Origin of the sequence: Bradyrhizobium sp. BR13661 (assembly GCF_029892425.1) — a bacterium.
Lineage (GTDB): Bacteria > Pseudomonadota > Alphaproteobacteria > Rhizobiales > Xanthobacteraceae > Bradyrhizobium.
On the sequence record NZ_JARXWB010000015.1, the window covers coordinates 100,835 to 125,809 of the forward strand.

A 24,975-nucleotide genomic window follows, 5' to 3' on the forward strand; every position below is an offset into this window, starting at 1 on the left:
AGCGGTCGTCATTCGAATTCGGCTATACGTGTCGAGCATACAGACCAGGACTGAAGGCCTTACGCAGGGATAGTACCATGCCGTCCGGCAGCGCAGACGTTTCCTCGATCCTCGACCGCATTCTCGATGCGGCCACGGACAATCTCAGGATCGCGAAGATCCTGGTCCAGATGGGGCTCGACCCCAACAACGTCACTTACGACGCGATCTTCAACCGGCTGCTCGAGATCTTCGTCCACAACATCACGCTGGCCAATCTGTTCGCGACCATCGGCGCCGGCTTCTTCGTCGCCACCCTCCTGATGCGGACGATGGTGCCCTTGCGCGTTGCCAACATGATCGGCTGCGCGTTCTTCGCCATTTTCGGCGCGCTCTCCGCCAACGTCTCGACGTTCCTGCTGTATCTGCTGATGGTTCCGATCAACGCAGTTCGGCTGCGGCAGATGCTCAAGCTGGTCAAGAAGGCGCGGCACGCGGCCGAAGGCGACATGTCCATCGAATGGCTGAAGCCGTTCATGACCGAACGCAAATATCGCCGCGGCGACACGCTGTTCAAGCTGGGCGATCCGGCCAATGACATGCTGCTTACCGTGACCGGCAAATTCCTGGTCAAGGAGATCGGCGTCGAGATCGGGCCCGGCGCGCTGATGGGCGAGCTCGGCTTTCTCACCCCGGACAACCGGCGCACCGGAACGATCGAATGCATTGAAGACGGGCAGGTGCTGACGATCACCTATGACCGCCTGCTCGAGATCTACTTCCAGGACCCGCAGTTCGGCTATTACTTCCTGGTGCTGACCAGCCAGCGCCTGCTGCAGAATATCGACCGCCTGCAGAAGCAGCTGACCGCGGCGCGGTCGGCGACCACGAACAAGATCGCGTGACGACGGCTCAACTGAGCAGCAGCGCCATGCCGGGATCGCCCTTCTCCATCGCGCGACGGTAGGCCGGACGCGCACTGACGCGGCCGAGATATTTGACCACGTTCGGACAGCGCGTGAGATCATAGGGCTGGAAATAGCGCATCGTGGTGAGCGTGAAGCCCGTCATGATATCGGCCGTGGTGAAGCTGCTGCCTGCCAGATATTCGGCATCGCGCACGCGCTCATCGACAAGGTCGAAGGCACGGTCGACACGCGCTTTGATCGCGACCAGCATCGGATTGTCGTCAGCGAGCTTGAGCCGGTTGAGCAGCATCAGCCGGCCCATGCCGGCCTGCAAAGTGCCGTTGGCGAAGTGAAACCAGTAGAGGAATTGCGGGAAATCGGGATCGTCGGCGCGGAGCACGAGACGGCCGTTGCCATGTTTGGCGATGACGTAGTCGACAACGGCGCCGGACTCGGCCAGCACCAGATCGCCGTCGGTGATGACGGGCGCGGCACCGATCGGATGCAGCGCCTTGTAGTCGGGCGGCGCCAGCATGGTGACGGAATCGCGCGCATAGCGCTTCAGCTCATAGGGAATCCCGAGCTCCTCGCACAGCCAGACGATGCGTTCGGATTGCGATTTGCCGAGATGATGGACGGTGAGCATTGAGTCTCCTTGCGACTGTGGGAGTGGATGAGCCGGGATGCCACATCCTACTCATTGCCCGCACCGCGTGTCACTCTCGTGCCCTACCCCACCTCGTCCGTCACCATGCGCGCCACGACGCGGTCGCGGCGAATGAACTGGTGCCAGAGGGCCGCGACGAAGTGGACCGCGATCAAGGCCAGCAGCACATAGGCAAAGAAGATATGCCGATCCTCATAGGCGTCCGCCGCGGCTTTGTCCGGGGACGTGAACTGCGGCACGTGAAACAGGCCGAAGAAATCCGAATAGTTGGTCGCGCGCGCACCGGAATGCGCCCAGCCCAGCATCGCGACCAGGATGACCACGAGATAGAGCGCGCCATGGCTGAGACGGGCCGCGATCTTCTGCCAGCGCAACGACTCGGCCGGCAGCGCCGGTGTCGGGTTGATGGCGCGCCAGGCCAGGCGCAGCACCGTGAGCAGCAGGATCACATAGCCGATATCGGCATGGATCGAACGGTAGAAGAACTTGTCGGCACGCGCCGGGATATGATTCATCCACCAGCCGAACCCGATCATGCCGATGATCGCCAGCGCCAGGCCCCAGTGAAACCACCGGGCAACGCTGCCCCAGCCTGTCGTCGTGTTTCTGATCATGTCAGCCCCCGAAAATTTGCGGATATCCCGACCGCAGCGCAACACGGCTGATAGCGGCAACAGGCGGCAGACGTGAAATTGAATCGTTCCAAACTGGGCTTTGGCGGCCCCCGCCGCAAAATCGCCCAAAAAACCGAATGGTAACCATGGCGGGCTAGGGTAGCGACGTGACCAATTCCCCGACGATTCTGGTATTCGATTCCGGTCTTGGCGGCCTCACCGTGCTGCGTGAAGTCGTGGCCGCGCGCCCGGATGCTCATTATACCTACGTCGCCGACGACGCCTTCTTCCCCTATGGGCATCACAGCGAGGACGAGATCATCGCCCGCGTCGTGCCGCTGATGGGGGAGTTGATCGGCACCCATGATCCTGACCTCGTCGTCATCGCCTGCAACACGGCGTCCACCCTGGTCCTATCGCATCTGCGGGCCGCTTATTCCGTGCCCTTCGTCGGCACGGTGCCGGCGATCAAGCCGGCCTGCGCCCGCTCGAAGACCCGCCGCGTCTCGGTGCTCGGCACCAAGGGCACCGTGAAGCGCGAATACACCAGGGCGCTGATCCGCGATTTCGCGCTGGGATGCGAGGTGACGCTGGTCGGCTCGCCGGAGCTGGCCTCACTTGCAGAGCGCGAGCTCGGTGGCCAGGCGATCAGCGATAACGACATTCTCGCGGAGCTGACCCCCTGCTTCGTCGGCGACGCGGAAGACGCAAGCGCGCGCACCGATATTGTGGTGCTCGCCTGCACGCATTATCCGCTGCTGCTCGGCCGGATGGAAAAGCTCGCGCCCTGGCCGGTCGAATGGATCGACCCGGCACCGGCTATTGCTCGCCGCGTCTCCGATCTGCTCGTCCCTTACAGTGGCAGCATCGCGCAGACCGGCGCCGAGATGATCTTCACCTCGAACCGCGTGCATGGCCTCGGCGCCACGCTGACGCCGTTCTTCGGCGGCCGCGCGGTCGCCTGACTTTTCGCAGACACGGAGCGCTGCTAGGCTTGGCGCATCGTCATCACGCGAAAGTCGTCCCATGCCGGTCCCCGCAACGCCGCTCAACCGCCTCCGCCAAATGTGGAGCGAGGGCCGCCCCGCCTTCGGCGCGATCGCGACCATTCCGAGCGTGCAGATGGTGCAGATCATGGCCCGCTCACTCGACTGGATCATCGTCGATCTCGAGCACGGGCCGATCGGGCTCACCGAAGCGCATGCGATGATCGCGGCGACAACAGGCACGCCCTGCACGCCCCTGGTGCGGATCGCGGCGAATGAGCCGTGGCTTGCGAAGGCGCCGATGGATATCGGCGCATTCGGCATCAACTTCCCGATGATCACCAACTCTGCGGAAGCGCAAAAAGCGGTGCGCAGCGTGCGCTACCCGCCGCGCGGCGACCGGCTCTGGGGTCCCTTCCACGCGCCCTTCCGCTGGGGCCAGTCAATGCCTGATTACATGGCTTCAGCCGACGACGAGATGATCTGCATGATCACCATCGAACATGTCGATGCCGTCAACCGCATCGACGAAATCATGGCCACATCAGGCATCGACGTCGCCGTCATCGGCCCCGGAGATCTCGCGACCTCCATCAACAAGCGCGGCCAGATGGACGATCCGGAATTGCTCGCACTAATCGCGCGGGCCGAGGCCGGCATCCTCAAAAGCGGCGTGCCGATCGGCGGCGTGGCGCGCACCGCCGACCAGGCCAACCAGCTGATCGACCGTGGTTACCGCGCGATCGCGCTCGGCTTCGACTGGTCGCTGTTCCAGCGCGGCATCATGGCTGCGTTCGACGGGATCAAGCGCTGAACACAGGCCTCAGCTCTTGAGACTTGCCGGGACCGGCAGTGCTGCTAGGGTCGGCGACCTTTTGCCGTCCCTCATGTCAGCCTGCTGGAACCGAAAGAACGATGCGCGGTCAACCCAAGAACATTTCGCTGCCGCGCCGCCTGATCATTGACCTCATGCACGCCTCGATGGGTGTGCCGTTCGTCTCGCTATCTCGCTCGCTCAACATCCGCCCCCTGCTGGAGGCCCGGGCTGGCGCCCTGACACCGGCAGGCTGGGCGGCGATGTTCGTCAAGGCGTTCGCCCTGGTGGCGAGGGACGAGCCAGTCCTGCGCACAGTCTATGCCAAATGGCCCTGGCCATCGCTCTACGAGCTGCCCTGCAGCGTGGCGTCAGTGGCGATCGCCCGGGTCGAGAATGGCGAGGAATGCGTCCTGCCGCAGCGGATCGCCGCCCCGGAGGCCATGGCACTGGGAGCGGTCGATGCCGAGATCCGGCGCGCCAAGACGGCCCCGATCGATGATATCCCGATGTTCCGCAAGATCATGCGGGTCACCCGGCTGCCGCTGCCGCTGCGGCGCCTGTCCTGGGCGGTGGGGTTGAATTTCGGCCGGCAGCGCGGCAATTGGTTCGGCAGCTTCGCGGTGAGCTCGGTTGCCGCCTATGGCGGCGGCGAGCTCCACCCGATCACGCCAGGCCCGTTCATCGTCAGCTATGGCCTGGTCGAGCCGGACCAGACCATCCATGTCGTGATCCGCTGGGACCACCGGGTGACGGACGCGGCCCCGATCGCGCGGGTCCTGACCCGGCTGGAACAGGCCCTGAACACTGAAATTGCTGCCGAATTACGCTCAGCCGGCCCCAAGCCGATTCGGGCTGTCGGGACCTGACCGCGTAGCGGTCATCTCGGGGCGGTGCAGAGCACCAAACCCGGGATCTCGAGATTCCGGGTTCGCTCTTCGAGCGCCCCGGAATGACGGCTAAAGAATTGACAGCGGACCCCAAACTCCCCTAAAAGCCGCCTGCTCGCGGGCCGTTTTCGGCCCGCGAAGCGTTTCGCGACCCGTGGTCGGCTCCCTCTAGCTTTGGGGATCGGACCTGTCGGTGCCGGGATCATCCCGTCACACAGGAGGGCGCGTTTCCTCAAACCATGCAACCGAAGAGGACGCGATGACTAAGCGCAGTGAGGCGAAGTACAAGATCGATCGCCGTATGGGCCAGAACATCTGGGGCCGCCCGAAGAGCCCCGTGAACCGCAGGGAATACGGCCCCGGCCAGCACGGCCAGCGCCGCAAGGGCAAGCTCTCGGACTTCGGCGTGCAGCTACGCGCCAAGCAGAAGCTGAAGGGCTATTACGCCAACATCAGCGAGCGCCAGTTCCACGGCATCTATGTCGAGGCCAGCCGCCTCAAGGGTGATACCGGCGAGAACCTGATCGGCCTGCTCGAGCGTCGTCTCGACGCGGTCGTGTACCGCGCCAAGTTCGTCTCGACGATCTTCGCCGCGCGCCAGTTCATCAACCACGGCCACGTCAAGGTGAACGGCCGCAAGGTCAACATCTCGAGCTACCAGGTCAAGGTCGGCGACGTCGTCGAGGTCAAGGAAGCCTCCAAGCAACTCGCCCACGTTCTCGAAGCCAGCCAGCTCCCCGAGCGCGACACTCCCGACTATCTCGAAGTCGACCACGGCAAGATGACCGCGAAATACGTGCGCATCCCCGGCCTCTCCGACGTGCCGTTCCCGGTGCAGATGGAGCCCCATCTGGTCGTCGAATTCTATTCGCGCTAAGATTTGAACATCGAAAGGCCCCGGTTCGCCGGGGCCTTTTTGCTTAAGAGCCACATTTCAGTGGCCGCACTGCTTTAGGAGCCGTCGCATGCTCTACACCCCTCCTCCTGTTGATCCCAAGGCGCCACCGGTGCGCATCAATCTGCTGTCGGACACGCAGACCAAGCCGACGGCTGCGATGCGCGAGGCGATGGCGCGGGCCGAAGTCGGCGACGAGCAGGTCGGCGACGATCCGACCGTGAATGCGCTATGCGAGCGCGTCGCCGCGCTGATGGGCAAGGAGGCTGCCGTCTACATGCCCTCGGGGACGATGTGCAACGTCACCGCGACACTGGTGCATTGCCGCCCTGGCGACGAAATCCTCGCGCATGAGACCGCGCACATCATCGCCCGCGAAGGCGGCGCGCATGCTGCGATCGGCGGCTTCCAGGTGACGCAGCTCAAGGGCGGCGACGGCCAGTTCACGCCGGAGACGTTCCGGAAAGCGCTGCATCCGCGCACCCGCTACCAGCCGACACAGAGGGTCGTCAGCGTCGAGCAGACCGCCAATATCGGCGGCGGCACGATCTGGAAGAAAGCCGCGCTCGACGAGATCGTCGCGATCGCGAAACAACATGGCCTCGTCACGCACATGGACGGCGCGCGCCTGCTCAATGCGACCGTTGCGACCGGCATCTCGGCGCGCGACATGACTGCGGGCTGGGATTCGGCCTGGATCGACTTCTCCAAGGGCCTGGGTGCACCGATCGGCGGCGTACTCGCGGGCACGCGCGACTTCATCGACGCGGTCTGGCAGTGGAAGCAGCGCCTCGGCGGCTCGATGCGGCAGGCCGGAATCTGTGCGGCCGCCTGCATCTACGCGCTCGACCATCACGTCGACCGCCTCGCCGACGATCACGCCAATGCGCGCGCGCTCGCCCGCGGGCTGTCGCAGATCGCAGGCATCGAGGTGCAGGAGCCCGAGACCAATCTCGTGTTCTTCAAGCCCGACGGCGCCGGCATTCCCGGCGACAAGATGGTCGCGGCACTGCGTCAGCGCGGCGTGACGCTCGCGATGATGGACGGCCGCATCCGCGCCTGCACCCATCTCGACGTCAATGCCAGCCAGGTCGAGGAAACGATCGGCTATGTCAGAGAGATCGTGCGCGGGGCGTAGCCAAGGCGTTTTCAAGCGAAATGGATGCCGGTTCGCGTAAGGAAAACGCGTCGAGACGAGAGACTACCGCCCCATCGCCTGATAGATCAGCGTCTTCAGCTCGAGCTGAATCCGGCCGCGCTGCGACGGTGTCTGCACCATGAAGACCCCGAACAAATCGTCTTCGGGATCGATGAAGAAAGAGGTCCCGCCGACGCCGTCCCAGCGATACTCGCCAAGCGGCCAGAGCGCCGCGAGGAGCGCGCGGCGCCCGAACATGTCAGTTCTCCATGGCTTCATAGACCAGTTGCTTCAATGTCCGCTGGACGCGCTGGCGCTCGGTCGGGGTCTGCTCCAGCAGCACGAAGAACATGTCCTGCTTACGATCGATCACCAAATAGCAACCGCTGGCGCCGTCCCACTTCAATTCCCCGAGATCACCGGGCGGCGGCGGTTTGGCATTACCGGGATCGGTGCGCACGGCAAACCCAAGTCCCATGCCAAAACCGTCACCGGGAAAATAGAAGTAGTCCCGCTCAACGCCGGAGTCCTTGCCGGCATGGTCCGATGCCATCAGCTCGAACGTCTTCGGGCTGAGATAGGTCTTGCCCTCGAACGTTCCTCCATCGACCAGCATCTGCGCAAAGCGCGAAAAGTCCGCCATGGTCGAAACCATGCCGCCGCTGGCGGATTCCCACTTCTGGCGAACCTCAGTCCTGTACTCGCGGCCGACCCGGAAATTGCTGTCGTTCGGCAGCGGCTGGGCGAGCCGTTGCAGCCTCTCCGGTTCGGTGACGAAGAAGCCTGTATCGGTCATACCGAGCGGATCGAGCAGCTTTTCCTTCTCGAGTTCGAACAATGTCTTTCCGGACACGATCTCCATGATCCGCGCCAGAATGTCGGTGGAATGGCCGTACTGCCAGAGCGCGCCGGGCTGATTATGCAGCGGCAGCTTGGCGATCCGCTCGGCGAACTCGGCGAGATCGAATTCGCCCGCGTAGATGTTGGCGTCGCGATAGGCCTTGCGAACCAGACTGTCGCCGTAGAAGCCGTAGGTGATCCCGGAGGTATGGCGCATCAGGTCGAGAATGGTCATGGGCCGGGCCGGTGGTACCAGCTCGAGCGTCTTGGTGCCGTCCTCGGCCTTCTTCTCCTCACCGACCTTCACATTTGCAAAGGAGGGAATGTATTTCGAGACGGGATCGTCGAGCTTGATCTTTCCGTCCTGGATCAGTTGCATCGCCACAACGGAGGTGATCACCTTGGTTAACGACGACAGGCGGAAGATCGTCTTGTCGGTGATCGGCGCCTTGCTGACCACGTCCTGCACGCCGAAGGCTTCGTGATAAACAGGCTTGCCGTGCTGCCTGATCAGCACGGTCGCGCCGGCGATCTTGCCAGTCGCAACCTCGTTCTTGAAGAACTCGCTGATCTTGCCGAGCTTGTCCGGATTGAAATGCGCACCGGCTGGAATCTCGTAGGTGCCTTCCGCGCGCGCGAGCGACATCGTCCCGAACGAGACGAGCGCGGCGCAGGCCAAGGCAAATCGTCCAAAACGTGAAATCATATCCCCTCCACGGAACATGGCGGGGCGGAGTGTACCGATGACACTGTCAGGCACAAGGGCTGCCGAACCGTGCCAAAACGTCCGTGTGCAGGGCGGCGCTTGCCTCCGAGAAGCAGCAGAATATGACGTGACCGACCGACGGCGCGGCCGGCAGGGCGTCAATGGTCGTATCAATCGCGATCTTCGCGGCCCGGTCGGCAGGAAAGCGGAAAATACCGGTTGAAATCGCGGGGAATGCCACCGAGGACAGCTCGTGCTTGCCGCAGAGCTCCATCGAACGGCGATAGCAGGAGGCGAGCAGGTCGTCCTCGCCGAGAGTGCCTGCATTCCAGACCGGCCCGACGGTGTGGATCACGTGCGCGGCCTTGAGCCGGTAGCCTTTGGTGATCTTGGCGTCGCCCGTCTTGCAGCCGTGAAGCATGCGGCACTCGGCAACCAGGTCGGGCCCGGCCGCCCGATGGATCGCGCCATCGACGCCGCCTCCCCCAAGAAGCGACGAATTTGCGGCGTTGACGATGGCGTCAACGCCGAGGGTCGTGATGTCGGCAACGATGACGTCAAGCTGGACGCCACCGATCCGGCGCGTCAGCAGCGTCACGGATCAGGCCGCGACGACGACGCCCTTCTCGGAGAAGAGCTGCTGCAATTCGCCGGCCTGGAACATCTCGCGCACGATGTCGCAACCGCCGACGAATTCGCCCTTCACATAGAGCTGGGGAATGGTCGGCCAGTTCGAATATTCCTTGATGCCGTTGCGCAGTTCGGCGGATTCGAGCACGTTGAGGCCCTTATAGCCGACGCCGACGTGGTCGAGGATCTGCACGACCTGGCCGGAGAAGCCGCACTGCGGAAATTGCGGCGTACCCTTCATGAACAGAACCACGTCGTTCGACTTCACTTCGTTGTCGATGAATTCCGCGATGCTCATATCCGTGTCCTTCTGGGGCTTGAGCCCTCACCTATCAATCCGGGCCGGCTCAGCCGGTCTAACCCGATACCTGCCTATATATGTAGCCCAAACCGTTGTGCATCCAAAGTAAAATGGCGGCGAACGGTCCCTGGATGGTCGGCGGGGCTGCCCCTGCGCCATTGCATGATGACACGAATATCATCGCCGGGGAGGACTTTCATACCGTAACGGAGCGCCTATCTAGGACGAACCTTGGTTTTGGAACCGGGTCGCGCCAACAACGTTCTCTTGTCCTGTCTGGAGAAAAACGTGACGAAACAAGCATCCGCAACGGCCAGTCCGCCGCTTTCGTCACCGTCGGCCGCCCCTGATGGACTCGCTCAGGGGCTGGAGACTGCCTTTCTCGCCGTCCGCAGCGAGACCGAACGCCGGGCTGCGCCGCTGTCTCCCGAGGACCAGCAGATCCAATCCATGCCGGATGCGAGTCCGGCGAAGTGGCACCGGGCCCATACCACCTGGTTCTGGGAGCAGTTTCTGCTCGGTGAGCACGCGCCGGGCTATCGGCCGTTCCACCCCGACTTCGCCTTCCTGTTCAATTCCTATTACGTCAGCGCCGGCCCGCGTCACGCCCGCAATCATCGCGGCGACATCACGCGCCCCAGCGCCAGCGAGGTCGGCGCCTACCGTCGCCATGTCGATGCGGCCGTCGTCAAATTCTTCCGCGAGGCCGGCGAGGACAAGCTTCGCGAGATCGCGCCGCTGGTTGAGGTTGGGCTCAACCATGAGCAGCAGCATCAGGAACTGATGTTCACCGATATCCTGCATGCCTTCGCGCAGAACCCGGTCTATCCGGCTTACGACACGGACTGGCGCTTTCCGTCCGCAACGCGCGCCGGCGACGATTGGATGACCCTCAACGAGGGCATCCACACCGTCGGCCATGTCGACGACAGCTTCCATTTCGACAACGAGAAGCCCGCGCATCGCGCGCTCGTCGGCCCCGTCAAGATCGCGCGCCATCTCGTCACCAATGGCGAATGGCTCGCCTTCATGCGCGACGGAGGCTACCGGCGTGCGACGCTGTGGCTGATGGATGGCTTCGCCGCGGCCAGCAAGGAAGACTGGCAGGCCCCGGGCCATTGGCGCGAGGCCGATGGTGGGTGGCAGGTGATGACACTCGCCGGTCTCAAGCCGGTCGAGCCCGACGCCCCGGTCTGTCACATCAGCTATTACGAGGCCGATGCGTTCGCGCGCTGGGCCGGCAAGCACCTGCCGACCGAGATGGAGTGGGAGGTTGCAGCCCGCGCAGGCCAGCTCAACGACGCCTTCGGCATCGTCTGGCAGTGGACGCGCTCGTCGTATTCGCCGTACCCCGGCTACCGCGCCATCGACGGCGCGCTCGGCGAGTACAACGGCAAGTTCATGGTCAACCAGCTGGTGTTGCGCGGTTCCTCGCTGGCGACGCCTGACGGTCATAGCCGTGTCACATATCGCAACTTCTTCTATCCGCACCACCGTTGGCAGTTCACGGGGTTGCGGCTCGCTGACTATTTCTAGTTCTCATCCGACGATAAATGCGCGCCGGACAGCGCGTTCAGGAGAGTATCATGAATGTGCACGCCAGCGCTTTGGCCGAAGCCCATCTTCCCGACGAACAGACCACCGCCTTTGCCCGCGAGGCCATCGAGGACCTCTCGCAGCAGCCAAAAAAACTGTCGCCGAAATATTTCTACGACGCGACCGGGTCGGAGCTGTTCGAGGCGATCACGCGCCTGCCGGAATATTATCCGACGCGCACCGAGCTTGCGATCCTGAGGGAACGTGGCAGCGAGATCGCAAAGATCATTCCCGAGAATGCCGCGCTGGTGGAATTCGGCGCCGGCGCGACCACGAAGGTCCGTCTGCTGCTGAACCAGTCGAGGTTCGCGGCCTATGTCCCGGTCGATATCTCCGGCGATTTCCTGCAGGCGCAGGCCAATGGCCTGAAGCGCGACTTCCCTTCGCTCGGCATCTATCCGGTGGCCGCCGACTTCACGACGCCGTTCGAGCTGCCCAAGGCGGTCGCATCAATGCCGAAGGTCGGCTTCTTCCCGGGCTCGACCATCGGCAATTTCGAGCCTGAAGAGGCGCAGGCTTTCCTGAAGAGTGCCCGCCAAATCCTCGGCAAGGGCGCGCAGATGATCATCGGCGCCGACCTCGAGAAGGAAGAGCGCCTGCTCCATGCCGCCTATAACGATGCGGCCGGCGTCACCGCGCGGTTCAATCTCAATGTGCTGGTGCGGATCAACCGCGAGCTCGGCGGCAATTTCGACCTCTCCGCCTTCACTCATGGTGCGATCTACAATCACGAGCGACACCGGATCGAGATGCATCTGATCAGCCGGAAGAGCCAGACCGTACGCATGCTCGGCACCAGCTTCTCGTTCCGGCCGGGCGAAAGCATCCACACCGAGAACAGCTACAAATACAGTATCGAGCGTTTTGCAGCGCTGGCGCAGAGCGCCGGCTGGCGCGTGCGCGAGAGCTGGACGGACGCTGCGAAGATGTTCTCGGTGCATGCGCTGGAGGCGGCGGAGTAAGACTCCGGCGCCTCAGCGCTCTTCGGCCTCCTCCACCTTCGAGCCCAGCGACACCGACTCCCACACCGCGACGACGATCATGATCACGCTTGTCGCGACCGAGAGCCAGAGCGGCGAGAGATCAGCGGCGAACCACCACAGCGCCGCGAGCGCGATGATGCCGATGCCGTGGGAGAGCTGGAGGAAACCGCGGATCGAGTGCTTGAACAGGATGGTGCCGACCAGGAACACCAGCGGACCACCGATCGTGCTGACGATGGTGCGGACGTCGGAATGTCCGGTCGGGTGCTTCAGCACCAGCTCGTCCGAGACCGCGGTGAGAATGATGCCGGCGACGATCGGCATGTGCAGATAGGTGTAGGCCAGCCGCGCCACCCGGCCGGATTCGGCCGCTTTCGAGATCACCTCGGAGCCGGCTTCAGCGCCCTTGTGGAAATAGACCCACCACATCGCGATGCTCCCGACAAGGCACGCGAGGAACGCCAGAATGTTGTCCGCGGTCCAGTTCAGCTCGGCGAAGGTCGCGCCGTTGACCACGACGGCCTCGCCGAGTGCGATGATGATGAAACCGGCGCAGCGCTCGGCCATGTGGCCGCCTTCAACCGCCCAGGCCTCGACCGATGAGAAACCCAGCTTGGGCACCCAGAAGCGCACGGCGGGCGAGACATATTCGATCGCAAGCGCAGCGATCCAGAACCACAGCCGCTCCTCGCCGTGCGCGAGGCCGCCTGATATCCACAACACCGCGGAGCAGGACAGCCAGACCAGGATGCGGATCGCATTGTGCCGCACGGCGGTGCGATGGCGCGGGGTCGCAAGCAGCCAGAACGCGGTGCGTCCGACCTGCATGGCCGCGTAGGCGATGGCGAACCAGAGGCCGCGGCCATCGAAGGCCGTCGGGATTGTCGTCGACAGCACGAGGCCGCCCAGCATCATCAGGAAGATCAGGATGCGGACCGGCGTCAGGTCGGGGTTGAGCCAGTTGGTGACCCAGGCGGTGTAGACCCACACCCACCACACCGCCAGGAACAGCAGCGTGACCTCGATCGCACCTGGGGGCGTGAAGTGGTTGAGCAGCGTGTGCGAGATCTGGGTGACGGCGAAGACGAAGACAAGGTCGAAGAACAGCTCGGCATTGGTGACGCGGCTGGGCTGGTTCGGCACGATGACGCGAAACATCGCGCCGCGTGGATTGTCCGCGGCCATTATCGTCCCCGTCGCGCGATCAGGTCACGTGCAATCGATCAAGTACCGGGCACGCCGGTTTGCAGCGCCAGCGCATGCAGGACGCCGCCCATCTGGCCCTGCAGGGACCGATAGACGATCTGATGCTGCTGGACGCGGGACTTGCCGCGGAAGGATTCCGAGATCACGGTCGCGGCATAGTGGTCGCCATCGCCGGCGAGGTCACGGATGGTCACCTCGGCATCGGGGATTGCTGCCTTGATCATCGCCTCGATATCGTGGGCGTCCATGGGCATTCGGGTCTTGCTCCTTGTGTCGGCTTAAAGCGTGTCGGTTTGCAGCCTCGGCGTCGAATCGCTTGCCGGGGTCCGGATCCGTAAGGCCAAACGCGCCGGCAGGGCCAAACTTAGCGTGAACGGCCTTCTACGTCACGTCTTCAGGCACTATATCCCTGATCCCATCAGGATAAAGGCACGACAAAGTGCCGCGCGCGGCAGGCTGATCGAAAAGGCGTGAAATCATGAAGCTTCCAGGCCCCGACCACCCCATCACCATCACCCAAAATCCCCGTCGCGTCCGCGTCACGGCGGGCGATATCGTGATCGCCGAGAGCACCAAGGCGCTGACGCTGAAAGAGGCCAGGTATCCGGCGGTGCAATATCTGCCGCGGGAAGACGCCAACATGGCGCTGCTGGAGCGCACCGGGCGCACCACCCACTGCCCCTACAAGGGCGACGCCAGCTATTTCAGCGTCAAGGCCGACGGCAAGACGCTCGATAACGCCATCTGGACCTACGAGACGCCCTTCCCCGCGATGACGGAAATATCAGGCCATCTCGCCTTCTATCCGGACAAGGTCAAGATCGAGGAAGTGGGCTGAGCTCGCTGGCGCTGTGACGCCGGGGCGATCATGAGGTCGCCTTCCTCCAATCGACACAAGGCACAAGATGCCGCGCAAGGCCGCAAGACTGATTGGGGTCTCGTTGCTGGGATTGGTCGGCGTCCTCCTCTTGGTGGCCGCAGCCGGACTGGGCTTTCGTGCCTATCGCCAACATCTTGCTGCCGAAATTCTTGCAATCCGTTCACCGAAGGCGATTCAGGAGGGCGCGTTCGTCGAAATCGGCGGCATCAGGCAATGGATTCAAATCCGCGGCGAGGATCGAGATAACCCGGTCCTGCTGTTTGTCCATGGCGGGCCTGGAGGATCCACTTTGGCGATCTCTTCGGGCTGGCGTCCCTGGGAAAAGCATTTCACCGTCGTGCAGTGGGACCAGCGCGGCGCCGGCCGTACTTATGGCGCGGCTGGAGAGACGCTCGCTCCAACCATGACGCTCGAGCGCATGACGCAGGATGGCGTCGAGCTGGCCGAATACCTGCGAAGCCATCTGCACAAGGACAAGATTGTCCTGGTCGGGCATTCCTGGGGATCGTTCCTGGGCATTCACATCGTCAAGCAGCGCCCCGATCTGTTTTATGCCTATGTCGGCACGGGACAGGTGGTCGGCAGGCTGACGTTCGAGAAGCAATTCGAGATCACGATCGCGCATCTGCAAGCGTTGGCGCAGTCGGCTGGCAACAGCGAGGCCCATGCGGAATTGGCGCCAATCGTCGCGCGGCCTCTGATCAGTCCGCAAAATCGACTGGTAGCGGACAAGTGGAGCAAAGCGCTGGGGCTACCCTCCATCGAGAGCGTCCAGTTGACGGGTCCCATCCCGCCCCCGTTCATGCCGGATTTCTCGCTGCTGGACTGGTACAACTGGCGCAAAGGCATGGCCTTCTCCGCAAAATATCTGCGCGGACGAGAGGGCCCCATGTTCAAGCGCGACGTCGCCTCACTGGGACTCGCGTTTTCGATTCCGGTGATTTTCATCGAGGGAGATACGGACTACAACACACCGGCCGGGCCGGCCGAAGAACTGTTCAATCAGATCACGGCTCCTCATAAGGAATTTGTCTGGGTGCGCGGCGGGAGCCATTTCATTCCGTTCGAGCGTCCGGACGAGTTTCTGGCGGAACTGGTCACCCATGTGAGACCGCTCGCGGGGAATTGAGGCCGGCGCGGTGTCCGGCTACGCCCTGAAGATCGTGAGCCCGAGGATAAGTAACACCAGGAAGATCACGACGAAGACATAGAACAGGAAGCGGGCGATGTCGGCGGAAGCGGCCGAAATGCCGGTGAAGCCGAGCACACCGGCCACGATCGAGATCAGCAGGAATATCAGGGCCCATTTCAAGATCGTCATTGCCAGCTCCGCAACATTGGCCATTGCAAGCGATGGCCTCTCAGCCGTATCGGAAACCCTAACCGCGTTGTGCGGAACTGGTTCCTAAAGGCACGACGGAAGCTTGTTGCGGCACAAACTGCGCTTGCTGAATCGGGTTCCCGGCGGCAAGGTCCGCGAGGAGAGAAAGGCGACTGGGGCTGCCATGACGACGATGTCACATTCTGCGACGATGGGCGCAGAGACGCATGCCGAGCCAAAGGTCAAGACGCGCAATTTATCGCTCGACCGCGCCCGCACCTTCCTGACACTGGTGGTGCTGCTGCATCACGCTGTCATTCCCTATACCTATTTCGGCCACACCGACCCGAAGTTCTTCTTCGGCTTCGACATGATCGTGCTGGCAACCGACAGCTTCTTCATGGCGATGTTCTTCTTCCTGTCGGGGCTGTTCGCGTGGTCGGGAATCGCTCGCAAGGGGCCGGCGAGCTATTTGGCAGACCGCGTCCGTCGGCTCGGCATCCCGTTCGTGATCTGCGCATTCACAGTCATTCCCCTCGCGTACTACGCCATCTCGTTGCGGAATAATCCCGAGATCGGCTTTTCAGAGTTCTGGTGGACCACGATCATTAAAGGGCCGTGGCCATCAGGGCCGATCTGGTTCTTGTGGGTTTTGTTCGCGTTCGACCTGGTCGCATGCCTGCTGTACCGGCTGTCGCCCAACCTGCTCGACCCGATTAACCGCCTCTCGGTGCGCGGACGGCGCCGGCCCGCCGAATTCTTCGCGGTCATGCTGGCCGTCAGCGCCGCGTTCTATGTCCCCGGGCTGATGTATTTCGGACCAAGCAACTGGTTCGAGTTCGGGCCGTTTTCGGTCCAGCATGGGCGCGTCATGCTGTATGCGACCTACTTCTTTTTCGGCGCCGGCATCGGCGTTGCCAGTATGGATCGCGGCCTGCTCTCGGCTGAGGGCAGAATGGCGAAGGTCAGCTGGGAGTGGTTGATCCTGGCCATCGTGCCGTATTGCATGCTGTGGGTGCTGATTTTCATCAAGCGGGAGATCTTGGGGAATCCGTCGCCGCTGCCGAACTGGTATGAAGGAACTTACGCTGTCTTCGTGACCATCTTCAGCGTGGCCATCATGTTTCTGATCCTGGCCTTCTTTCAGCGGTTCAGGCAGTCAGGTTCGGCCAGGCTGCTCGATCCGATGCAGTCTGCCGCCTTCGGCATGTTTTTGGTGCACTATCCGATCACGCTGTGGCTGCAATACTGGCTGTTCGACTACGATTTGCCTGCAATCGTGAAGGCTCTCACAGTGTTCGTGCTGACGGTGATTTTCAGCTGGGCCGTGACCGCAGCGTTGCGGACAATTCCCGGCGCGAAGCAGGTATTGTAGGGCATGCCCTCTTTACTCGTCATTGCGGGCCAGCGGGCTGGCTTGCAATGACGGAGAACTCGGGAGCGGCTCAGGCGGCCTTGCCGCCCATATACTCCGGCAGAAAACGTTCGTGCGACGTGCGCAAGCTCTCGATCGACACAAGCGCCTCGCCAACGATCGCGATGGCATCGCCGCCGGTGGTGCCGATCCGCACACAGGGCACCTCGCAGCCGCGCATCTTGGCGAGGACGCGGCCAGCTTCGGTTTCCGGCACGGTGACGAGATAGCGCGCCTGGTCCTCGCCGAACCAATAGGCCTGTGACACGAGCGAAGTCGGTGCAGCCAGAAGCTTCGCACCAATGCCGCTCGCCATCGCCATCTCGGCGAGCGCGATCAAGAGGCCGCCATCGGAGAGATCGTGCACAGCGGTTGCCGTACCCGCATGGATCATGCCGCGCACGCAGTCGCCGTTGCGCTTCTCGGCCGCGAGATCGACCGGTGGCGGTGCGCCCTCCTCGCGACCGCAGATGTCGCGCAGGTACACCGACTGGCCGAGCCATCCATGGGTCTCGCCGATCAGGAGGATCGCCTCACCCTCGGCCTTGAAGGCGAGCGAGGCAGACTTGGTGAAGTCGTCGAGCAGTCCGACGCCGCCGATCGACGGTGTCGGCAGGATCGCGCGGCCGTTGGTCTCGTTGTAGAGCGAGACGTTGCCCGATACGACCGGGAAGTCCAGCGTGCGGCAGGCTTCCGAGATGCCCTGCAGGCAGCCGACGAACTGGCCCATGATCTCGGGCCGCTCAGGGTTGCCGAAATTGAGATTGTCGGTAATCGCGAGCGGTTTGCCGCCGACCGCGGTGATATTGCGCCAGGCCTCCGCCACCGCCTGCTTGCCGCCCTCGAACGGATCAGCCTCGCAATAGCGCGGCGTGACGTCGACGGTCAGCGCCAGGCCCTTCGGCCCATCCTGCACGCGCACGACAGCGGCATCGCCGCCGGGGCGCTGCAGGGTGTTGCCGAGAATGACGTGGTCGTACTGCTCCCAGACCCAGCGCTTGCTGCACATGTCGGGCGTGCCGATCAGCTTCTCCAGCGCGGCCCCGAGCGCCATCGGCGCAGGCACCTCGCGCGCATGCACGACCGGCAGCGCGGCGGACGGGACATGCGGACGGTCATAGAGCGGCGCCTCGTCGCCGAGCTCCTTGATCGGCAGATCGGCCATGACATCGCCGCCATGCTTGACCACGAAGCGCTTGCTCGGCGTGGTGTAGCCGACCACCGCAAAGTCGAGGCCCCATTTCTTGAAGATCGCCTCGGCTTCCTTTTCCTTCTCCGGCTTGAGCACCATGAGCATGCGCTCCTGGCTCTCCGACAGCATCATCTCGTAGGCGCTCATGCCGATCTCGCGGGTCGGCACCGCATCGAGATCGAGGTCGACGCCGAGGTCGCCCTTGGCGCCCATCTCGACCGCCGAGCAGGTCAGGCCCGCCGCGCCCATGTCCTGGATCGCGATCACGCAGCCGTTCTCCATGATCTCGAGGCAGGCCTCGAGCAACAGTTTCTCGGCGAAGGGATCGCCGACCTGCACGGTCGGGCGCTTCTCCTCGGACTTGTCGTCGAACTCGGCCGACGCCATCGAGGCGCCGTGAATGCCGTCACGGCCTGTCTTGGAGCCCAAATAGACGATCGGCATGTTCACGCCGGAGGCCGCCGCATAGAAAATCTTGTCGGCATCGGCGAGGCCCACGGCCATCGCGTTGACGAGGATGTTGCCGTCATAGCGGGTGTGGAAACGCACCTGGCCGCCGACCGTCGGCACGCCGAAGGAATTGCCGTAACCGCCGACACCGGCGACCACGCCGGAGACGAGATGCCGGGTCTTGGCATGCTCGGGCGCACCGAAGCTCAGCGCGTTCAGGCAGGCGATCGGGCGCGCGCCCATGGTGAAGACGTCGCGCAAGATGCCGCCGACGCCGGTGGTCGCGCCCTGATACGGCTCGATGTAGCTCGGGTGGTTGTGGCTCTCCATCTTGAAGACCACCGCCTGGCCGTCGCCGATATCGATCACGCCGGCATTCTCACCGGGACCCTGGATCACCCAGGGCGCCTTGGTCGGCAGGCCCTTCAGATGGATGCGCGAGGATTTGTACGAGCAGTGCTCGTTCCACATCGCCGAGAAGATGCCGAGCTCGGTGAAGGTCGGCTCCCGCCCGATCAGCTTCAGGATGCGCTCGTATTCGTCGGGCTTGAGCCCGTGGGCGGCAACCAGTTCGGGGGTGATCTTGGGTTCGTTCTTCATGGCTTCAGGGGCTTTCGGCGGGCGTTTGGCCGTTCTTAGGAAGATCGGGGGCTCACGAAAAGCCCTTTATGGCGCATTTTCCCGCTGTCCCACGTTTTGCAAGGTGGGTCGGCGGGAACGGGAATTGCAAGGCGCTGACGGATCGGATTTAAGGGCTAAAGACCCGTAATTGAAGGCCCATTTCCTTGCACGAATTGACCAAAGTCCCCGCAACCCGCCGCCCCGACCTGCATGTCGCCACCGAGGGCGAGTTCACGGGCTGGCGGACCTGGATTCGCGACAGTTTTGAGAGCCATATCGGCCCGTTCTGGCACAAGATCGAGGACGACGGCAGCGTCCACTGCGCCTTCCGGGTCGAGAAAAAGCACCTCAATGGCTCCGCCAACGTCCATGGCGGCTGCTTCATGGCCTTCGCGGATTATTGCCTGTTTGCGATTGCCACCCACGAGCTGGACGGCCCGGCCGTGACCACCAATTTCGCCTGCGATTTCCTCGACGCGGCCCGCGAGGGCGAGCTGGTCGAATGCACCGGCGAAGTCTCCCGCGCCGGCGGCTCGCTGATCTTCCTGCGCGGCAGGCTGACCTCGGCCGGCCGGCCGCTATTCACCTTCTCCGGCACGATCAAGCGGGTGAAGCGGAAGCCGGCCCTGAAGGCAAACGCATAGCGCTTCCCTTTTCGCGCCCCCTCGCCCAGACTTGTCGACAGCGCGGGGAGCAGTAACAAGGTGCCGCAGAGCACGTCGCCAGGCCGCACGGCGGCCATAACGCCATCATCGCCGTCCATGCCCTCCACCGGCGCGCGCAACTGGCGCGATTACGCGCTGCTATTCGCGCTCGCCTGCTGCTGGAGCTCGACCTACCCCCTGGCGAAGCTCGCGCTTCCCACGATCCCGCCCATCACCTTCATCTCGGTGCGCTCGCTGATTGCGGCCGCCTTCCTGTTCGCCATCCTGTGGATGCGCGGCGTCAAGGTTCCGACCGACCTCAAGGCCTGGAAGCTGTTCGCGACCCAGCAGCTGATCAACTCCACGGTCCCGTTCCTGGTCATCACCTGGTCGCAGCAATATGTGCCGGCGTCCAACACGGTGGTGCTGGCCTCGACGACGCCGATCTTCGCCTTCCTGATCACCTCGTTGATCACCCGGCACGAGCCGGCGACGCTGCTCAAGCTCGTGGGCGCGATCCTCGGCTTCGCCGGCACCACCGCCATCATCGGGCTCGACGCGCTGCACGGCTTCGGCAGCGACATCATCGCGGAGATCGCGATCCTGCTCGCCACCATCTCCTTTGCCTGCGCGACGATCTTCGGTCTCAGGCTCTCCGACTACGATCCGATGGTGGTCGCGGCCGGCTCGCTGCTGTTCGGCGGCCTCGTGCTGCTGCCGCCGTCCTTGATCATCGACCAGCCCTGGACGCTGCATCCGACACCTCAGGCGATTATCTCCACCATCGTCATGGGCATCGTCTCCAGCGCGCTCGGCTTGATGCTGTTCTACATGTGCCTCGGCCGGCTCGGCACGCTGACGACCAATGCGCAGGGATATTTGCGCATTCCGATCGGCGTCGCGCTGTCGGTGCTGCTGCTCGGCGAAAGCGTGCCGTCGAACCTGGTGCTGGGCTTGCTGCTGGTGATGGCCGGCGTCGCGGCGATGACGGTGCCGGCGGAACGGCTGAAGCTGCGCTAGCCTGCGCTGAGCTGCTTCTCCGCGATCGAGAGCCATTCAGCCTGCGCCTCGCGCAGATATTTTGGCGCGCGGCGCATCTGGATCAGCAGCTCGTTGAAGACCAAGCGCGCCTCGGCGGTGCGGCCGACCATCTGCAGCAGCATGCCGTAGCGCACCCGCGCTTCGGCACCGGGGAAGTAGCCGGCGACGGCGTGAAATTCCTCCAGCGCCTCATCGAGGCGGCCGACCTCGGCGAGCGCGCGGGCATAGAGCAGATGCGCGTCGGCGGAATCGAAGTCCGGCCATTGCTTCTGGAGATCGTCGAGCGTCGCAAGCGCATCGGCCGGGCGTTTGGCGGCAAACACGGCCTGCGCCTTTCGAAGCGCGTAGACGGGATCGTGCCCCATCGGCAGCTTCAGGATGTGATCGTAATGCTGCTCGGCTTCAGCGAACCGGCCAATATTCGCGCACTCTTCGGCAAGCGCCGCGCGGTTGGTGATGGTGTCCGTGCCCGCCAACCGGTCGGACAGCTCGCGATAGCGCTTCTCCGGATCGAGCCTGTTGGCGACGCGCCGGCGCGCCTGACGTGCGCCCGGGCTGGAGAACCATTCCGGGACAAGTTCGACCGCGATATAGGCCAGCGCGCCGACCATCGGGACCATCAGGATGATGAAGGCCCAGGGCTGCAGCCGCCCGGTGCGCGAAGCGTGATAGATCAGCGTGATATCGAGCAGCAGAACGACCAAAGCGACGGGCATGTGACATCCACGAGCACAACGACAGCGCAGGCTTCCTGATATCGCAACTGATGCGATGAGACAACTTTGAGTTGCTCATATCCGCAGGATGCAGCGACGCAGAAGGCGCGCCTTGATGGCGACGAGGAGTCAGTCGTCTCAAACGCGATGGAGGTTCACTAGGCCCAACGCCTCTAAGGCTTGGGCCGCTATGGCTTGGCGTCGTCCGCCAGCAATTTCCGGTACTTCTCGACGTCGCGCGTCACCAGCTGCTGGAGCAGCTCCGGCGTATGCTCATTGTCGTTGGGGGCAACCGTCGACAGGTCAGCAAAACGCTTCTTCACCGCGTCGGTTTCCACGGCCGTGCGCGCGGCCGCATTCAGCTTGGCGATGATATCAGGCGGTGTGCCCTTGGGCGCGAACAGGCCGTTCCAGCCCTGTGCCTCGAATTCGGGCAATCCGGCCTCCGTGGACGTCGGCAGGTCAGGCAGTGTCGCAAGCCGCACCGTCGAACCGACCACGAGCCCCTTCACCAGCTTCTCGTTGATCGACTGCGACACCGACGCTGCCGCGTCACAGACGCCGTCAATCTGGCTGCCGATCGCATCCGTCAACGCAGGCGATGCGCCACGATAACCGACCAAGGTCGCGTCGATCCCGGCGGCCGTCACAAAACTCTTGCAGATGAGGTAGTTCGAGGAACCGACGCCGGCATGGCCGAGATTGATCTTGCCCGGATTGGCCTTGGCATAGGCGATGAACTCTTTGAGATCCTTCGCCGGGAAATCCTTGCGCAGCGCGATGATGCCGAACGTCTTCGCAACCATCGCGATCGGCGCGAAGGAATCGGGCGTGAACGGCAGCTTCGGATAGATCGTGTAGGTCGCGGCGTTGGTGCCGGCATTGCCGATCGCAATGGTGTAGCCGTCAGGCTCGGACCGGGAGGCGCGCGCCAGCGCGGTCGAGCCGCCGGCACCCGCGACATTCTCGATCACGATGGATTGGCCGAGCGCGATGCCCATCTGCTCGGCGACCGTGCGCGCGATCACGTCCGACGTGCCGCCGGCCGCGAACGGCACGATCATGGTGATCGGACGCTTGGGGAAGTCCTGCGCGAACGCAGCCGTCGCAAACGACATCGCCGCGAGCGCGACGAGCGCACGCTTCACCACGGCAGAAATCACGCGGCCTTTTCCAGATGCGCGGTCAGGCCCGCGAACAGGCCGCGGCCGTCGGTGCAGCCCATGATGTCTTCGACGTGGTTTTCCGGATGCGGCATCATGCCGAGCACGTTGCCCTTGTCGTTGACGAGGCCCGCGATCGAATGCGCCGCGCCATTGATGTTGCTGATATCGTCGACCATGCCATCGGCCGAACAGTAGCGATAGAGCACGCGCCCCTCGCCTTCGATGCGCTTGATGGTCTCTTCATCCGCCTCGTAATTGCCCTCGCCATGGGCGACGGGCACGCGGATCACCTGGCCAGCATTGTAGCCGCGGGTGAACGGCGTGTCGGAGCGCTCGACGCGCAGATGCACGTCCTTGCAGATGAATTTCAGCCGCGCATTGCGCATCAGCACGCCGGGCAGCAGGCCGGATTCGCAGAGGATCTGGAAACCGTTGCAGACGCCGAGGACGAGGCCACCCTTGGCCGCATAGTCGCGCACCGCATCCATCACCGGCGCCCGCGCCGCAATCGCACCACAGCGCAGATAATCGCCGTAGGAGAAGCCGCCGGGCACGACGACGAGGTCGGTGCCAGCAGGCAGCGACGTCTCGGCGTGCCACACCATCGCAGGCTCGTGGCCGGAGATCAGCTTCAGCGCGCGCGCCATGTCGCGCTCGCGATTGATACCGGGGAAGACGAGGATGGCGGCTTTCATCAGAGCAGCTCGACCCGATAATTCTCGATCACGGTGTTGGCGAGCAGCTTGTCGGCGGCGTCCTTCAGCGCGGCTTCGGCCTTGGCCTTGTCGGCGCCGGCGAGCTCGATGTCGAACACCTTGCCCTGGCGCACGCTGGCGACGCCGTCGACGCCGAGCGACTTCAGCGCGCCTTCGATGGCCTTGCCTTGCGGATCGAGGATACCCGTCTTCAGGGTAACGGTCACACGTGCCTTCACGTCGATAATCCTCTTAGCTCTTCACCAGCACGGGACCGGTGCCCTGCGGGCGCTCGTTCTCCATGAGGATGCCGAGGCGCTTGGCGACTTCGGTATAGGCCTCGAGCAGGCCACCGAGGTCACGGCGGAAACGATCCTTGTCGAGCTTCTCGTTCGACTTGATGTCCCACAGACGGCAAGAGTCCGGCGAGATCTCGTCGGCAACGATGATGCGCATCATCTCGTTCTCGAACAGACGCCCGCACTCCATCTTGAAGTCGACGAGGCGGATGCCGATGCCGAGGAACAGGCCGGTGAGGAAGTCGTTGACGCGGATGGCGAGCGCCATGATGTCGTCGATCTCCTGGGGCGTGGCCCAGCCGAACGCGGTGATGTGCTCTTCCGACACCATGGGGTCGTTGAGCTGGTCGTTCTTGTAGTAGAATTCGATGATCGACCGGGGCAGCTGGGTGCCCTCCTCGATGCCGAGGCGCTGCGACAGCGAGCCGGCGGCAACGTTCCGCACCACCACCTCGAGCGGCACGATCTCGACCTCGCGAATCAACTGCTCGCGCATGTTGAGGCGGCGGATGAAATGGGTCGGCACCCCGATGTCGTTGAGGTGCTGAAACAGGTACTCCGAGATCCGGTTGTTGAGGACACCCTTGCCCTCGATCACCTGATGCTTTTTGGCATTGAACGCGGTGGCATCGTCCTTGAAGTGCTGGATCAGGGTACCGGGCTCCGGACCTTCATACAGAACCTTTGCCTTGCCTTCATAAATGCGACGCCGACGGCTCATTGGGATGTACCGTGTTTTGTTGAAATCCATGTATTTGGTGTGCTCCGGTTACCAGGTTACGACCCACAGCGGAGCTGCCGTGAACGACCTGGAACCCCACCTGAATCCAAGGAAACCCCCAAGGAAACAGAACGGGAACCAAGCCTCCAGGCAACCTATCCGATTGGCTGTCCAAGCACAATCGATCCGGCCCATCCGACGCTGACTTATACCGCCTTGCCTGCGGCTTTACGGCTCGTTGTTTCGCCGATCGTGCTGTTTATGTAGGCATGCGCAGGGGCCCTCGCAACGAGGGCCGCCAGGTCCAGCGACCTCAAGGGATCGGAAGACGCATGAGTGAATTCGACAAGCGCGAAGAAGGCTTTGAGAAGAAGTTTGCCCTCGACGAGGAGCAGAAATTCAGGGCGGAGGCCCGCCGCAACCGGCTGCTCGGACTGTGGGCGGCCGATAAGCTCGGGATTACCGGCGAAGACGCCGCGGCCTATGCCAAGGAGGTCGTCGCGGCCGAATTCGAGGAGGCCGGCGATGGCGTCCTGCACAAGGTCATGGCCGATTTCGCCGCCAGGAACGTGGCAGTCACGGAACAGGCGATTCGGGCCAAGATGAGCGAGCTGATCGCGGTCGCAGCCGCCGAGCTGAAGGCCGGCAAATAGCCTAACCAA

28 protein-coding genes and 1 pseudogene are annotated in these 24,975 nt (G+C 63.4%); 14 read left to right on the forward strand and 15 right to left on the reverse strand.

All coding sequences use genetic code 11. The annotated features are described in order from the left end of the window. Positions 1-77: 77 nt before the first annotated feature. Positions 78-884 (forward strand): cyclic nucleotide-binding domain-containing protein, encoded by an 807-nt coding sequence (locus M2427_RS23980; protein ID WP_280709209.1) that lies wholly within the window; start codon positions 78-80, stop codon positions 882-884. A 7-nt stretch (positions 885-891) separates the two neighbouring features. On the opposite strand, the gene M2427_RS23985 is transcribed toward M2427_RS23980, so the two are convergent. Together M2427_RS23985 and M2427_RS23990 are read right to left on the reverse strand one after the other, a co-directional pair. Next, entirely contained in the window at positions 892-1,533 is a 642-nt protein-coding gene (locus M2427_RS23985) for a glutathione S-transferase (protein WP_280709210.1), read from the reverse strand. An 83-nt stretch (positions 1,534-1,616) separates the two neighbouring features. After that, positions 1,617-2,168 carry a cytochrome b gene (locus M2427_RS23990; RefSeq protein ID WP_280709211.1) on the reverse strand — a complete coding sequence of 184 codons (552 nt, stop codon included), beginning with the start codon at positions 2,166-2,168 and terminating at the stop codon, positions 1,617-1,619. Positions 2,169-2,335: 167 nt separating this feature from the next. Between M2427_RS23990 and murI the strand changes: the two genes are divergently transcribed. The 5 genes from murI (at position 2,336) to M2427_RS24015 (ending at position 6,891) form a co-directional block, all read left to right on the forward strand. Beyond that, on the forward strand, positions 2,336-3,133 hold the full coding sequence (murI, locus tag M2427_RS23995) for a glutamate racemase (RefSeq protein WP_280709212.1): 798 nt from the start codon (positions 2,336-2,338) through the stop codon (positions 3,131-3,133). Positions 3,134-3,194: 61 nt separating this feature from the next. Further along, positions 3,195-3,968 (forward strand): aldolase/citrate lyase family protein, encoded by a 774-nt coding sequence (locus M2427_RS24000; protein WP_280709213.1) that lies wholly within the window; start codon positions 3,195-3,197, stop codon positions 3,966-3,968. A gap of 101 nt (positions 3,969-4,069) precedes the next feature. Continuing rightward, positions 4,070-4,837, forward strand: coding sequence for an acyltransferase (locus M2427_RS24005; protein ID WP_280709214.1), 768 nt, complete (start codon positions 4,070-4,072; stop codon positions 4,835-4,837). 280 nt (positions 4,838-5,117) lie between these two features. Further along, positions 5,118-5,735, forward strand: coding sequence for a 30S ribosomal protein S4 (gene rpsD / locus M2427_RS24010; protein ID WP_237865706.1), 618 nt, complete (start codon positions 5,118-5,120; stop codon positions 5,733-5,735). A gap of 88 nt (positions 5,736-5,823) precedes the next feature. After that, positions 5,824-6,891, forward strand: coding sequence for a threonine aldolase family protein (locus tag M2427_RS24015; protein ID WP_280709215.1), 1,068 nt, complete (start codon positions 5,824-5,826; stop codon positions 6,889-6,891). 63 nt (positions 6,892-6,954) lie between these two features. Here M2427_RS24015 and M2427_RS24020 read toward each other — a convergent pair. From M2427_RS24020 to grxD, 4 genes and pseudogenes are all read right to left on the reverse strand, one after another. Beyond that, positions 6,955-7,116: pseudogene (locus tag M2427_RS24020) on the reverse strand (serine hydrolase); the annotation flags it as partial. Positions 7,117-7,150: 34 nt separating this feature from the next. Next, positions 7,151-8,437 carry a serine hydrolase domain-containing protein gene (locus tag M2427_RS24025; protein WP_280709216.1) on the reverse strand — a complete coding sequence of 429 codons (1,287 nt, stop codon included), beginning with the start codon at positions 8,435-8,437 and terminating at the stop codon, positions 7,151-7,153. 46 nt (positions 8,438-8,483) lie between these two features. After that, positions 8,484-9,035, reverse strand: coding sequence for an O-acetyl-ADP-ribose deacetylase (locus M2427_RS24030; protein WP_280709218.1), 552 nt, complete (start codon positions 9,033-9,035; stop codon positions 8,484-8,486). A gap of 3 nt (positions 9,036-9,038) precedes the next feature. Further along, positions 9,039-9,365 carry a Grx4 family monothiol glutaredoxin gene (gene grxD / locus M2427_RS24035; protein WP_280709219.1) on the reverse strand — a complete coding sequence of 109 codons (327 nt, stop codon included), beginning with the start codon at positions 9,363-9,365 and terminating at the stop codon, positions 9,039-9,041. Between the two features lie 240 nt (positions 9,366-9,605). Between grxD and egtB the strand changes: the two genes are divergently transcribed. After that, the gene (gene egtB, locus M2427_RS24040; protein ID WP_280709339.1) at positions 9,606-10,904 is read left to right on the forward strand and encodes an ergothioneine biosynthesis protein EgtB; all 1,299 of its coding nucleotides are present in this window, start codon (positions 9,606-9,608) and stop codon (positions 10,902-10,904) included. Between the two features lie 50 nt (positions 10,905-10,954). Beyond that, positions 10,955-11,926, forward strand: coding sequence for an L-histidine N(alpha)-methyltransferase (egtD, locus tag M2427_RS24045; RefSeq protein WP_280709220.1), 972 nt, complete (start codon positions 10,955-10,957; stop codon positions 11,924-11,926). 12 nt (positions 11,927-11,938) lie between these two features. Here the strand turns inward: egtD and M2427_RS24050 are convergent, their stop codons facing one another. Together M2427_RS24050 and M2427_RS24055 are read right to left on the reverse strand one after the other, a co-directional pair. Then, positions 11,939-13,132 carry a low temperature requirement protein A gene (locus M2427_RS24050; RefSeq protein ID WP_280709221.1) on the reverse strand — a complete coding sequence of 398 codons (1,194 nt, stop codon included), beginning with the start codon at positions 13,130-13,132 and terminating at the stop codon, positions 11,939-11,941. Between the two features lie 38 nt (positions 13,133-13,170). Continuing rightward, positions 13,171-13,407, reverse strand: coding sequence for a BolA family transcriptional regulator (locus tag M2427_RS24055; protein ID WP_015685068.1), 237 nt, complete (start codon positions 13,405-13,407; stop codon positions 13,171-13,173). Positions 13,408-13,631: 224 nt separating this feature from the next. Between M2427_RS24055 and M2427_RS24060 the strand changes: the two genes are divergently transcribed. Further along, positions 13,632-13,991, forward strand: a complete 360-nt coding sequence (locus M2427_RS24060) for a DUF427 domain-containing protein (protein WP_280709222.1) — start codon at positions 13,632-13,634, stop codon at positions 13,989-13,991. A gap of 67 nt (positions 13,992-14,058) precedes the next feature. Further along, complete coding sequence (locus tag M2427_RS24065; RefSeq protein WP_280709223.1) at positions 14,059-15,162, forward strand: alpha/beta hydrolase; 1,104 nt, start codon at positions 14,059-14,061, stop codon at positions 15,160-15,162. Between the two features lie 18 nt (positions 15,163-15,180). Here M2427_RS24065 and M2427_RS24070 read toward each other — a convergent pair whose 3' ends face one another. Continuing rightward, positions 15,181-15,354, reverse strand: coding sequence for a DUF1328 domain-containing protein (locus tag M2427_RS24070; protein ID WP_027548646.1), 174 nt, complete (start codon positions 15,352-15,354; stop codon positions 15,181-15,183). Positions 15,355-15,538: 184 nt separating this feature from the next. Between M2427_RS24070 and M2427_RS24075 the strand changes: the two genes are divergently transcribed. After that, a complete protein-coding gene (locus M2427_RS24075) occupies positions 15,539-16,729 on the forward strand; it encodes an acyltransferase (protein ID WP_280709224.1) in 1,191 nt (396 codons plus the stop codon). A gap of 70 nt (positions 16,730-16,799) precedes the next feature. Here M2427_RS24075 and purL read toward each other — a convergent pair whose 3' ends face one another. Further along, entirely contained in the window at positions 16,800-19,010 is a 2,211-nt protein-coding gene (gene purL, locus M2427_RS24080; RefSeq protein ID WP_280709225.1) for a phosphoribosylformylglycinamidine synthase subunit PurL, read from the reverse strand. Between the two features lie 185 nt (positions 19,011-19,195). On the opposite strand from purL, the gene M2427_RS24085 reads away from it, so the two are divergent. Both M2427_RS24085 and M2427_RS24090 read left to right on the forward strand, forming a co-directional pair. Then, positions 19,196-19,675 (forward strand): PaaI family thioesterase, encoded by a 480-nt coding sequence (locus M2427_RS24085; protein WP_280709226.1) that lies wholly within the window; start codon positions 19,196-19,198, stop codon positions 19,673-19,675. Positions 19,676-19,735: 60 nt separating this feature from the next. Then, positions 19,736-20,695: a DMT family transporter gene (locus M2427_RS24090; RefSeq protein WP_280709228.1), complete on the forward strand. Its 960-nt coding sequence runs from the start codon at positions 19,736-19,738 to the stop codon at positions 20,693-20,695. On the opposite strand, the gene M2427_RS24095 is transcribed toward M2427_RS24090, so the two are convergent. From M2427_RS24095 to purC, 5 genes are all read right to left on the reverse strand, one after another. Further along, positions 20,692-21,432, reverse strand: a complete 741-nt coding sequence (locus tag M2427_RS24095) for a tetratricopeptide repeat protein (protein WP_280709229.1) — start codon at positions 21,430-21,432, stop codon at positions 20,692-20,694. The genes M2427_RS24090 and M2427_RS24095 overlap by 4 nt on opposite strands. Before the next feature lie 188 nt (positions 21,433-21,620). Then, positions 21,621-22,595: a tripartite tricarboxylate transporter substrate binding protein BugD gene (locus M2427_RS24100; RefSeq protein WP_280709230.1), complete on the reverse strand. Its 975-nt coding sequence runs from the start codon at positions 22,593-22,595 to the stop codon at positions 21,621-21,623. Further along, the gene (gene purQ, locus M2427_RS24105; protein ID WP_280709231.1) at positions 22,592-23,293 is read right to left on the reverse strand and encodes a phosphoribosylformylglycinamidine synthase subunit PurQ; all 702 of its coding nucleotides are present in this window, start codon (positions 23,291-23,293) and stop codon (positions 22,592-22,594) included. The genes M2427_RS24100 and purQ overlap by 4 nt, the downstream gene beginning before the upstream one ends. Continuing rightward, a complete protein-coding gene (gene purS, locus M2427_RS24110) occupies positions 23,293-23,532 on the reverse strand; it encodes a phosphoribosylformylglycinamidine synthase subunit PurS (protein ID WP_015685059.1) in 240 nt (79 codons plus the stop codon). Before purS ends, purQ begins: the two co-directional genes overlap by 1 nt. 13 nt (positions 23,533-23,545) lie before the next feature. Continuing rightward, positions 23,546-24,313 carry a phosphoribosylaminoimidazolesuccinocarboxamide synthase gene (purC, locus tag M2427_RS24115; protein WP_172782948.1) on the reverse strand — a complete coding sequence of 256 codons (768 nt, stop codon included), beginning with the start codon at positions 24,311-24,313 and terminating at the stop codon, positions 23,546-23,548. Positions 24,314-24,645: 332 nt separating this feature from the next. Here purC and M2427_RS24120 point away from each other — a divergent pair, with 332 nt between their 5' ends. Continuing rightward, entirely contained in the window at positions 24,646-24,966 is a 321-nt protein-coding gene (locus M2427_RS24120; protein WP_280709234.1) for a DUF1476 domain-containing protein, read from the forward strand. Positions 24,967-24,975 lie beyond the last annotated feature (9 nt).